We start from the raw sequence: 10,817 nt of genomic DNA, 5'->3' as shown, positions 1-10,817 counted from the left end.
TCCGCGTCACCGGCGCGGCGGGCGACACCGTGACCATCCGCACCGCCGAGGTGCTGCAGGACGGCGAGATCTACACCCGACCGCTGCGCGGCGCGCGCTCGACCGACAGCTACACGCTCGCCGGCACGGGTGTCGAGGAGTGGGAGCCGCGCTTCACCTTCCACGGCTTCCGCTACGCCGAGATCACCGGGTGGCCGGGCGACGTCGAGTCCGCGGCCGCAGCGGGCGACCTGGTGGCCCGCGTCTACCACACCGACCTCGAGCGCACCGGATGGTTCGCGTCGTCCGACCCGTCCGTCGACCAGCTGCACGAGAACGTGCGCTGGGGCATGCGCGGCAACTTCGTCGACATCCCCACCGACTGCCCGCAGCGCGACGAGCGCGTCGGGTGGACCGGCGACCTGCAGGTCTTCGCCCCCACGGCGTCGTTCCTCTACGACGTGTCGGGGATGCTGGCCGGCTGGCTCGAGGACCTCGCGCTCGAGCAGCTGCCCGACGGCACCGTGCCGTGGTACGTGCCGGTCATCCCGGCCTACGAGATGTGGACGCCGATCCGTCCGGGCGCCGCGTGGGGTGACGCCGCCGCGTTCACGCCGTGGACGCTCTACGAGCGTTTCGGCGACCGCGGCGTGCTGGAGGCGCAGTTCGACAGCGCCCGGCGCTGGGTCGACCTGCAGGAGCGGCTCTCCGGCGAGGATCGGCTCTGGAACGAGGGCTTCCAGCTGGGCGACTGGCTCGATCCCGACGCCCCGCCGCAGGATCCGGCCGACGCCAAGACCGACCGCTACCTGGTCGCGACCGCCTACTTCGCGGCATCCGCACGCAAGGTCGCCCTCATGGCGGAGGCGCTCGGGCGGGATGCCGACGCCGCGCACTACGGGCGACTCGCCGACGAGGTGCGGGCGGCGTTCGCCGCGGAGTACGTGCTTCCGGACGGCCGGATGACCTCGGATGCGCAGACCGCCTACGCGCTCGCCCTCACCTTCGACCTGCTCGTCGACCCCGCCAGGCGCGAGGCCGCGGGAGCCCGCCTGGCGGAGCTCGTCGCGGAGGCCGGCAACCGCATCTCGACCGGCTTCGTGGGCACCCCGCTCGTGTCGGACGCGCTCAGCGGATCGGGGCACCTCGAACGGGCGTACGCCCTGCTGCTCGAGCGGGAGTGCCCGTCGTGGTTGTACCAGGTCGACATGGGCGCCACGACGATCTGGGAGCGCTGGGACGCGATGCTGCCCGACGGCACCGTGAACCCCGGCACGATGACCTCGTTCAACCACTACGCTCTCGGGGCGGTGGCCGACTGGCTGCATCGCATCGTCGCCGGCATCGCGCCCGCGGCGCCCGGATACCGGGAGATCACGTTCGCCCCGCGCCCCGGCGGGGGGCTCACCCGCGCATCCGCACGGCACCTCACCCCGTACGGCGAGGCGGCGATCGCCTGGCGCATCGAGGGAGGCGAGCTCGTCGTCGAGACGACGGTGCCGCACGGCACCACGGCGACGCTCGACCTCGTCGGGCACGCGCCCGTCGCGCAGGGGCCGGGCTCGCACCGCGTCGCCGTCCCCGCGCGCTAGTCAGAGGCGCGTCCAGGAGAGCGGGGGAAGCGTCGCCGAGCGGCCGTCCCGGAACGGGACGACGAGCTCGCGCGGCGCGAGGTTGGCGATGAGCACCGTGTCGTCCGCGCCTCGACGCGCGGCCGCCACCCAGACGTCGGCGGGCAGGACGCCGTCGACCGCCAGGCGCTCGGCTCCCGCGAGCGCCGCCAACGCGTCGATCGCCGCGGCGACCGGATACCGTTCCCCCGCCGCCGTCACGATGCCGCGCGGGCCCCAGGTCTCGAAGTAGGAGATCGAGGCGACGCCGTCGACGGCGAGGGCGGCCGCGCTCGCCACCGACCACGCGGCGGCGGCTGCCGAGCGCTGCCGCGGGTCCGTCGCGTCGGGGGCGATCAGGTAGCCGATCCCCGGCTCGGGGGCCGGCAGCGGGCGGGCGGCGAAGGTGAGGTAGCGCGGGCGCAACGTGACCGGACCGACGTGGAGGGGGCGGCCGATCCGGGCCGCCTGCTCGACCACGAGCCGCTGCATCGCGATCGACTCGACGAGCTGGGCGCGCTCCCCGTCGTGCGCGCCGGGGGTCGAGGCGAACGCCAGCGATCCGGTGGTCGGCAGCTCGGCGAGCCGCCGGTTGACCTCGGTGAAGTGGCTGCGGGCGCCGACGACGAGCTCGACGTCGAGGTCCGCCGCCGCCGCGGCGAGGGCGGCGGCGTGCCCGGGCTCGGTCACCTGGGTGCGGGTCGCGGTCGCCCCGAGCCGCACCACCCGGCGTCCGGCGAGCGCGGCGACCGGCGCGGCGAGCGCATCCGGCTCACGCGAGAACAGGCGTACGTCCGCGGCGGCGCCCGCCGCCTCCGCGGCATCCAGTGCCCGGTCGAGCGCACGGCGCCAGCCCGGTGCGTCGACGTCGACCTCGACGAGGTGGAACGCCGCCGGCACATCCGGCCCCTCGCCCGGCTCGGTCGACGCCGCGAGGCCGATCGCCGGGAACGGTCGACCGGTCGGCACGAGACGGATCGGGGTGGGCGCGGGGGGCTCCGGCGGCAGCGCCGTTCCGGCGACGACGAGCGAGATCCGCTGCACGACGCGTTCACCCGCCTGCACCGCCACGGGGTGCGGCAGGCCGAGCGGCGTGCCGTAGGTCTTGAACGAGGCGTCGGTCCAGTTGCGATGGTCCTCCATCTCGAAGACCTCGCCGTCGAACTCGACGGTCAGGTCGAGCCCGTGCACCGCATAGGCGAGCGCGGCGATCTCGGTCGCCGGCTGATGCGGTGCGATCGGCCCGGGGAACGCGGTCTCGGTCGCCGTGCCGTCCGGGTGGGTCACGCGCAGCGGCAGCCCGGCCACGGTCGGCGGATGCAGCAGCACGAGCCCGACGCGGGCGCGGTCCCACGCCTCCCGGCCCACCGCGTCGAGTCGCACGTCGAGCCGGTCAGCCCCGGCCACCACCTCGAGCACGACATCCCACCGCGCCCCGAGCCCGAGGTAGCGCGCCTCGACGCGCAGCCCGCCCGACGACGCCACATCGGCGAGCGGCACCGTCGACCAGTCCCGGTCGCGCGCCGCGAAGCGGAGGGAGCGGGCCAGCAGCACACCGTCGCATCGGATGTCGGCGAGCTCGTCGCCCCGGAGCTCGAGGCTCCAGCGCCCGGAGCTCCAGACGCGCGGGGGCGGCTCGGGCGCGCCCCAGGCGGCGTCGGCGACCTCGGCCTCGGTGGGCATCCGCGGCCCCTAGAACTCGCTCGCGACCGCGCGGTCCTCGAGGAAGGCGATCATCTGCAGCACGAGGAAGTTCCAGTTCTGGAAGTTCCTCGTCATGATCGGCTCGCCGCTGTCGGGGTGGTAGTACTCGTGCAGGCATCCGTTCTGCTCGAGGTCGCGTCCGAACAGCATCACCGTCTTCTCCGCGAGTTCGCGCGCGTCGTCGAGGAAGCCGTACTTCTGCAGGCCCCGGAACACGAGGTAGTTGCTGATGCCCCAGATCGGGCCGAGCCAGTTCGAGGGGTTGTTCGAGGCGCGGAGGTCGTACATCTTCTCCAGCGCGGAGAGGGTGCGCACGCCGTAGTTCGCGTTGAAGGTGCGGGTCTCCCGAGAGCGCTGCACCATCCGCTGCGCCTGCTCCTGGGTGGCCATCCCCGCCCACATGGGCAGGAACGACGACCAGTTGTCGATGCGCAGCAGCAGCGAGTCCCAATGCCTCGGGGCGCCGGAGTGCAGCCAGTCGCCGTCGTCGACCGGGCGGAGGGCGAGGTCGGCGCTGTAGAAGGTGCCGTCGCGCTCGTCCCAGCAGTGGCGAACCACCGCGTCCTTGAGGTCTTCTGCGCGACGGCGCCAGCGGTTCGCGGCCGTCAGGTCGTCGAACGCCTCCAGCAGCTCTCCGAAGGCGAGCAGCTCGCGGTAGAGCAGGGAGTTGAGGTAGATCGCGGCGGTGCTCGCAGCGGGTCGGTAGTAGACCGAGGGGTCGTTGTCGACGCCGACCGCGAAGTCGGTCTGCCAGTAGGCGAGCCCGGTCGGCGCGTGCAGATGCACGTCGAGGTACCGGGTGAGGAAGGCCTCGAGTCTCGGTAGGTGCGGACGCAGCCACTCGACGTCGCCCGAGCGACGGGCGAGCAGGGCCGCGTGCTGCACGATGACCGGCTTGTGCATGTTCTGATGCAGCCCGTACTGCTCGTCCGAGCCGAAATCGCCGTGGCGCAGGTAGCCGTCGGGGTGCATCTGCACGGGCATCTGACCGTCGTCGCCCGTGTGCTCGAGGAAGTTGAGCACGGCGCCCTGCTCGTACTGCGCGAAGCGCCCGGTCTCGGTCTCGGCCTCGACCTGCGCGAGGGCGACGCTCGTGAGCCACGAGTCCCAGTCCCAGAGGTGCACCGAGTAGTAGGGCGAGTCGGGGCTCGACGGCACGATGTAGGGGTGCGTGATGTGCCCGGCCGGTTCCCGCATCATCTGCGGGGCGCTGGCCAGGATGTACTCGCGCAGCAGGGGGATGTAGCGGTCGATCGTCATCGTTCGTCCTCGGTTCACGTCGGGCTTATTGCACAACCGGTTGACCAAACTACCCGATCTCGACGAGATTCTCGACATCGCAGTGCAGCGCAACCCTTCGAGCATGTTTGCGCAGACGAGCGCAGTTCGCTATCGTTTGAAACGATTCACGCCGGAGATCAAGAGGACCCACCCATGACGAAGAAGTCGCCCGCAGCCGAGCTCATCGCGCGGAGCAACCGCCTCGGCGCCGACCCCAAGGTCACCAACTACGCCGGCGGCAACACCTCCGCCAAGGGCACCGCGACCGACCCCGTCACGGGCGAGCCGATCGAGCTGCTGTGGGTCAAGGGATCCGGTGGAGACCTCGGCACCCTCACCGAGTCGGGCCTCGCCGTGCTGCGCCTCGACCGGATGCGCGCACTCGTCGACGTCTACCCCGGCGTCGACCGCGAAGACGAGATGGTCGCCGCCTTCGACTACTGCCTGCACGGAAAGGGCGGCGCCGCCCCCTCGATCGACACCGCCATGCACGGCCTGGTCGACGCCGCGCACGTCGACCATCTGCACCCGGATGCCGGCATCGCCTTCGCGACCGCGAAAGACGGCGAGAAGCTGACCAAGAAGGCCTTCGGCGACAAGGTGGTCTGGGTGCCGTGGCGTCGCCCCGGTTTCCAGCTCGGCCTCGACATCGCGGCCATCAAGGCGAAGAACCCGAAGGCGATCGGCTGCATCCTCGGCGGCCACGGCATCACCGCCTGGGGCGACACGAGCGACGAGGCCGAGAAGAACAGCCTCTGGATCATCGACACCGCGCAGCAGTTCATCGACGCGAAGGGCAAGAAGACCCCGTTCGGCAAGGCCGTGAAGAAGAACGCCGCCCTGCCGGACGCCGAGCGACGCGAGAAGGCCGCCGCGCTGTTCCCCACCATCCGCGGCATCGCGAGCCACGACAAGCCCATGGTCGGCCACTTCACCGACGACGCCCGCGTGCTCGACTTCCTCGCCTCGCAGAAGGCGCCCGAGCTCGCCGCGCTCGGCACGAGCTGCCCCGACCACTTCCTGCGCACCAAGGTGAAGCCGCTGCTGCTCGACCTGCCCGCGGGCGCCTCCGTCGAGGAGTCGATCGCGCGGCTGAAGGAGCTGCACGAGACCTACCGCGCCGACTACACCGCCTACTACGACGCGCACGCCGACGCCGACTCGCCCGCGATGCGCGGCGCCGACCCGGCGATCGTGCTCGTGCCGGGCGTCGGGATGTTCAGCTTCGGCGCCAACAAGCAGACCGCGCGAGTGGCAGGCGAGTTCTACCTCAACGCCATCAACGTCATGCGCGGCGCCGAGGCCATCTCCTCCTACACGCCCATCACGGATGCGGAGAAGTTCCGCATCGAGTACTGGGCGCTCGAGGAGGCCAAGCTCCAGCGGATGCCCCAGCCCAAGTCGCACGCGACCCGGGTGGCGTTCGTGACGGGCGCCGCATCCGGGATCGGCAAAGCCATCGCGACGCGGCTCGCGGCCGAGGGGGCGTGTGTGGTGCTCGCCGACCTCGACCTCGAGAAGGCCCGGGCCGCGGCGTCCGAGCTGGGGAGCTCGGACGTCGCGGTGGGGGTGCAGGTGAACGTCACCGACGCCGCCCAGGTCGACGCCGCGATCCGGGAGGCGGTGCTCGCCTTCGGCGGCGTCGACCTCGTGGTCAACAACGCGGGCGTCTCGCTGTCGAAGCCGCTGCTCGAGACCACCGAGAAGGACTGGGACTTCCAGCACGACATCATGGCGAAGGGCAGCTTCCTGGTCGCGAAGGCGGCCGCGAAGGTGCTGATCGAACAGGGCCTCGGCGGCGACATCGTCTACATCGCCTCGAAGAACTCCGTCTTCGCGGGCCCCAACAACATCGCCTACTCGGCGACGAAGGCCGACCAGGCGCACCAGGTGCGGCTGCTGGCGGTCGAGCTCGGCGAGCACGGCGTGCGCGTCAACGGCATCAACCCGGACGGCGTGGTGCGGGGCTCCGGCATCTTCGCCTCGGGCTGGGGCGCCAACCGCGCCAAGACCTACGGCATCGAGGAGGAGGACCTCGGCACGTTCTACGCCCAGCGCACCATCCTCAAGCGCGAGGTGCTGCCCGAGAACGTCGCGAACGCGGTCGCCGCCATCACCGGCCCCGACTTCTCGCACACGACCGGCCTGCACGTGCCGGTCGACGCGGGCGTCGCCGCCGCGTTCCTGCGCTGAGGCCGCCGATGGCATCCGGCACGGTCGCCGCGGTGGACCTCGGCGCCACCAGCGGGCGCGTCATCCTGGGGCACCTCGACGACGGCGAGCTGCGACTCGAGGAGGTCGCGCGCTTCCCGAACGCGCCCGTGCGCACCCCCGACGGTCTGCACTGGTCGATCACCGAGCTCTACCGCGACGTCGTCGAGGGACTGGCCTCCGCGGTGCGCCGCGCCCCGGACCTGCTCTCGATCGGCATCGACTCCTGGGCCGTCGACTACGCGCTGCTGCGCGAGGGGCGGATGCTGGGCGAGCCCTACTCGTACCGCGACGCCCGCAACCTCGCGGCCGTCGAGGTGGTGCACGATCGGGTGCCGGCATCCGAGCTGTACGCCCGCAACGGGCTGCAGCACCTGCCGTTCAACACGCTGTTCCAACTGACCGCCGACCGCCTCGCGGGCGCGCTCGACCAGGCGGACTCGTTCCTGCTCATCCCCGACCTGCTCGCGTTCTGGCTCACCGGGCGCAGCGTCGCCGAGCGCACCAACGCCTCGACGACGGGTCTCGTCGAGGTGACGAGCGGCGAGTGGGACACGGCGCTCATGGAGCGGCTCGGCATCCCGACCCACCTGGCGCGCGGCCTCGTCGAGCCGGGCACCGTGCTCGGGCCGCTCCTGCCGTCGGCGCTGCGCGGCACCGGCCCGACGGATGCCGTGGTCACCGCCGTCGGATCGCACGACACCGCATCCGCCGTCGTCGCCGTGCCCTCGGCGGATCGCGACATCGCCTACATCTCGTGCGGCACCTGGTCGCTCGTGGGTGTGGAGCTCGACCGCCCGGTGGTGAGCGAGGCGAGCCGCCTCGCCGGGTTCACCAACGAGGGCGGCGTCGACGGGCGGGTGCGCTACCTGCACAACGTGATGGGCCTGTGGCTGCTCTCCGAGTCGGTGCGCGAGTGGGAGAAGTCGGGCGAGCGCATCGAGCTCGCCGAGCTGCTGGCCGCGGCCGAGCGGGTGACCGGCGAGGTGCCGGTGTTCGACACCGACGACGAGACCTTCATCGCGCCCGGTGAGATGCCGCAGCGCATCGCTGCGTGGTTCGCCGCCCGCGGGATGCGCGCGCCGGCGTCGCGCGCGGAGCTCGTGCGCTCGATCCTGCAGAGCCTCGCGCGAGCCTACGCGGACACCATCCGCACGGCATCCGAGCTCTCCGGCGTGCCGGTGCGCACGGTGCACCTCGTCGGCGGCGGCTCGCAGAACACCCTGCTGTGCCGGCTGACCGCCGAGGCGACCGGCCTGCCCGTGGTGGCCGGGCCCGTCGAGGCGACCGCGATCGGCAACGTGCTCGTGCAGGCGCGCGCCCACGGGCTCGTGTCGGGCGACCTCGAGCAGCTGCGCGCGCTCGTCGCCCGCTCGTTCCCCGTCACCCGCTACGAGCCCTGAGCTCGCTTCCCCTACCTACCCGCGCGCACCGAGGCGTCACTTCCTGTCGCGCGGGGCACCCCGCGGGCGACAGAAGGTGACGCCTCGTGAGGGGTCAGCGCTCGATGTGGTCGAGGTGCAGCATGCGCGAGAGGTTCTTGTCGAGCTCCTCGTCGTCGAACACGCGCTTCCAGTCGGGCTTGATGATCATCTCGCGGCCGTAGTCCATGGCGATGAGGCACGCGTCGCTGAAGGGGTTGTCGCCCTTGAGGGTGTTCGCGAGCGCCACCTGGGTGTGGCCGAGCAGGATCGCGCGCGCGGCCGGCTCCGGGATGCCGATGTTCACGGCCTCGTCGAGCGACTCCTTGAGCAGCGCGCCGATCATGCAGGCGATCGTCTCGACGAGCGTCGGCTCGAGCTGCGCGAGCTGCTTCACGGTCACCCAGTGCACGTCGATCACGGGCGCGAAGATGTCGCGCACGACCTGCTCGACGAGCGCCTTCGCGGTCGGGTCGTCCGACTCGATCGCCGCGATGGCATCCTGCTTCGCGGCGATGCCGCCGAAGGTGTCGGCGTACTCCTCGGGCGTGTGGCGCTCGACGAACACCGAGGGGTGGCACGGATGCGTGACCGCCTGGATCACGTCGTCGCGCCGGGTCAGCAGTCCCGCGTAGGCGGCGGCCGGGTCGAGGGTCAGCAGCACCGCGCCCGACTTGAGCTGCGGCACCACCTCCGCCGAGACGGCCTTCAGGGCGAGGTCGGGCACGGCGAGGATGACGACGTCGGCGTCGACGACGGCATCGGCGGTCGCGGTGAGGGAGCGCCCCGTGGCGGTGACCCGCTCCTGCCCGGCGGGCGAGTTCTCCGAGTAGTAGACGGTGTGGGCGGTCTTGACGAGGTTGTTCGAGACGCGCATGCCCATCTTGCCGCCGGCGCCGATGACGGCGATCGTGGCGACGGGGCTCTGGGTGAGGGTGTCGGTCATGGTGATCAGTGCTCCTTCAGGTATCCGACGTTGTGGTCCGTCCAGTCGCGCTCCTGCGCGACGGTGGTCGTGAGGTCGCCCTGCCAGGGCAGCCAGTGCTCGACGATGCGGGTGATGCCGCGCTCGGCGGGGCGGACGGTCTCGACGAGGTGGACGTAGTCGAGCAGCCCCTCCCCCATCGGTGCGCCGGCGAGCGTGAAGCCGACCCAGCCGTCGCGGCGCGAGAACGCGAAGTCCTTCACGTGGATGCCGTTCACGTACGGGGCGCAGCGTTCGACGACCGCGCGCGGATCCTCGAGAGCGGCGACCGTGTTGGCCGGGTCGAGGCAGATACCGAGGGCGTCCGAGCCGACCTCCTCGACGAGCGCGAGGAGGGCCGCGGTCGGCAGCTGCTCGTAGGTCTCGAGGCCGAGGCGCACCCCCGCGGCCTCCGCCTCCGGGAGCACCTCGCGCAGCATCCGCTCCGCCTCGGCGAGGGTCGGGCGGGAGTCGGGGGCGAACACCATGCTGCGCAGGTAGTCCGCGCCGAGCACGCCGGCCAGGTCGAGGAACGAGCGCAGGTGGGCGGGCGCCACGCCCTTGGTGCCGAGCTCGAGGCGGATGCCGAGGTCGTCGGCCGTCGCACGCAGCCCGCGCAGCTCCGCCGCCGAGTAGCCGAGCAGCGGCGCGTAGTCGCAGATCTGGAACAGCGACAGCCCGAGTTCCGCGGTGCGGGCGAGCATCCCGCCGAGTGGCAGGGGCTCGGGGTTCGGGCCCGTCGGCAGCGTGTGCGCCCCCTCCCAGAAGAAGGCGTAGGTGCCGAGACCGAGCGCGCTCGTCATGCCGGCACCCGCTCCCGCAGCGCGGCGAGGGCGCTCGCCTCGGCGAGCACCTCGCGCAGGGCCGCCGGGTCGTGGGCGAAGCGGCCGAGGAAGAGCCCGTCGACGTCGTCGCCCAGCTCGGTCAGCAGCCCCGGTCCCGCGGACCCGCCGTAGATGACGGCGCTGCCGTCGCGCCCCGGCAGCTCGGCCACCGCCGAGCGCAGCCCCGAGGTGAGGGCCCGGATGTGGTCGGCGGGCGCCGGCTCGGGGGCGCCGATCGCCCAGACCGGCTCGTAGGCGACCACGATCCGCCCGGCGGGGGCACCCGCGACCGCCGAGCTCACCTGCGCGGCCGCGACGGCGAGCGCGTCGCCCACCGGCATCCGCTCGGTCTCGCCGACGCAGAGCACGGGGGTGAGTCCGTTGCGGAGCGCCGCGGTCGTCTTGGCGGCGACGACGGTGTCGGTCTCGCCGTACATGCGGCGGCGCTCGGCGTGGCCGAGTTCGACCATGCGCACGCCGATCTCGGCCAGTTCGGCGGGGCTGACCTCGCCCGTGTAGGCGCCCGCGTCGTGCTCGGAGGCGTCCTGTGCAGCCACCCGCACCCGGGTGCCGGCGACCGCCTCGAGGGCGGGCAGCAGCTGCAGGTAGCCGGGCGCTACGAAGAGCTCGACACGCCCGTCGGCGACCGCCTCGCTGCGCGCGGCGATGTCGGCGACCTCGGCGAGCCATTCGCGCGCGGCGCGGTGCCCGAAGTACATCTTCAGGCTCACCCCCACGGTGATGCGTGCCATCAGCAGCTGCCTGTGTTCTCGTATTCGGTGAGCACGGCGACCTTCTCGGCGCTGGCCGAGGTGGGGTCGAA

General features: G+C 72.3%; 9 protein-coding genes (1 of these 9 running past the window's edge). 4 read left to right on the top strand and 5 right to left on the bottom strand.

Going from position 1 to position 10,817, the window contains the following annotated elements:
• Nucleotides 1-33: the end of a family 78 glycoside hydrolase catalytic domain gene (locus NUH29_RS11370; protein WP_444544371.1), read on the top strand. 1,173 nt of this gene lie to the left of the window's left edge; the window shows 33 of its 1,206 coding nt (coding positions 1,174-1,206); its start codon lies off the left edge, out of view; the stop codon is at nt 31-33.
• Nucleotides 30-1,571 (top strand): family 78 glycoside hydrolase catalytic domain, encoded by a 1,542-nt coding sequence (locus NUH29_RS11365; RefSeq protein ID WP_258799276.1) that lies wholly within the window; start codon nt 30-32, stop codon nt 1,569-1,571. Before NUH29_RS11370 ends, NUH29_RS11365 begins: the two co-directional genes overlap by 4 nt.
• Here the strand turns inward: NUH29_RS11365 and NUH29_RS11360 are convergent, their stop codons facing one another.
• The gene (locus NUH29_RS11360; RefSeq protein WP_258799275.1) at nt 1,572-3,272 is read right to left on the bottom strand and encodes a D-apionate lactonase family protein; all 1,701 of its coding nucleotides are present in this window, start codon (nt 3,270-3,272) and stop codon (nt 1,572-1,574) included. It abuts the gene before it with no gap.
• 9 nt (nt 3,273-3,281) lie between these two features.
• Nucleotides 3,282-4,553 (bottom strand): MGH1-like glycoside hydrolase domain-containing protein, encoded by a 1,272-nt coding sequence (locus tag NUH29_RS11355; RefSeq protein ID WP_258799274.1) that lies wholly within the window; start codon nt 4,551-4,553, stop codon nt 3,282-3,284.
• 174 nt (nt 4,554-4,727) lie between these two features.
• Between NUH29_RS11355 and NUH29_RS11350 the strand changes: the two genes are divergently transcribed.
• On the top strand, nt 4,728-6,767 hold the full coding sequence (locus tag NUH29_RS11350; protein ID WP_258799273.1) for a bifunctional aldolase/short-chain dehydrogenase: 2,040 nt from the start codon (nt 4,728-4,730) through the stop codon (nt 6,765-6,767).
• A gap of 8 nt (nt 6,768-6,775) precedes the next feature.
• Nucleotides 6,776-8,188, top strand: coding sequence for a rhamnulokinase (locus NUH29_RS11345; protein WP_258799272.1), 1,413 nt, complete (start codon nt 6,776-6,778; stop codon nt 8,186-8,188).
• A gap of 94 nt (nt 8,189-8,282) precedes the next feature.
• Here the strand turns inward: NUH29_RS11345 and NUH29_RS11340 are convergent, their stop codons facing one another.
• The 3 genes from NUH29_RS11340 to NUH29_RS11330 are packed head-to-tail and all read right to left on the bottom strand — an operon-like array spanning nt 8,283 to nt 10,746.
• Nucleotides 8,283-9,152, bottom strand: coding sequence for a phosphogluconate dehydrogenase C-terminal domain-containing protein (locus NUH29_RS11340; protein WP_258799271.1), 870 nt, complete (start codon nt 9,150-9,152; stop codon nt 8,283-8,285).
• A gap of 5 nt (nt 9,153-9,157) precedes the next feature.
• Nucleotides 9,158-9,973 (bottom strand): sugar phosphate isomerase/epimerase family protein, encoded by an 816-nt coding sequence (locus NUH29_RS11335; RefSeq protein WP_258799269.1) that lies wholly within the window; start codon nt 9,971-9,973, stop codon nt 9,158-9,160.
• Nucleotides 9,970-10,746, bottom strand: coding sequence for a triose-phosphate isomerase family protein (locus NUH29_RS11330; protein ID WP_258799268.1), 777 nt, complete (start codon nt 10,744-10,746; stop codon nt 9,970-9,972). The genes NUH29_RS11335 and NUH29_RS11330 overlap by 4 nt, the downstream gene beginning before the upstream one ends.
• Nucleotides 10,747-10,817: the final 71 nt, after the last annotated feature.

Source organism: Protaetiibacter mangrovi (assembly GCF_024752305.1).
In the GTDB taxonomy this organism is placed as follows: domain Bacteria; phylum Actinomycetota; class Actinomycetes; order Actinomycetales; family Microbacteriaceae; genus Homoserinibacter; species Homoserinibacter mangrovi.
This window is presented reverse-complemented; position numbering and strand designations above follow the sequence as displayed.

Bases quoted from the DNA above. Each gene is read 5' to 3' on its own strand.
- NUH29_RS11360 (WP_258799275.1), bottom strand. From the start codon at position 3,272: ATGCCCACCGAGGCCGAGGTCGCCGACGCCGCCTGGGGCGCGCCCGAG.
- NUH29_RS11355 (WP_258799274.1), bottom strand. From the start codon at position 4,553: ATGACGATCGACCGCTACATCCCCCTGCTGCGCGAGTACATCCTGGCC.
- NUH29_RS11350 (WP_258799273.1), top strand. From the start codon at position 4,728: ATGACGAAGAAGTCGCCCGCAGCCGAGCTCATCGCGCGGAGCAACCGC.
- NUH29_RS11345 (WP_258799272.1), top strand. From the start codon at position 6,776: ATGGCATCCGGCACGGTCGCCGCGGTGGACCTCGGCGCCACCAGCGGG.
- NUH29_RS11340 (WP_258799271.1), bottom strand. From the start codon at position 9,152: ATGACCGACACCCTCACCCAGAGCCCCGTCGCCACGATCGCCGTCATC.
- NUH29_RS11335 (WP_258799269.1), bottom strand. From the start codon at position 9,973: ATGACGAGCGCGCTCGGTCTCGGCACCTACGCCTTCTTCTGGGAGGGG.
- NUH29_RS11330 (WP_258799268.1), bottom strand. From the start codon at position 10,746: ATGGCACGCATCACCGTGGGGGTGAGCCTGAAGATGTACTTCGGGCAC.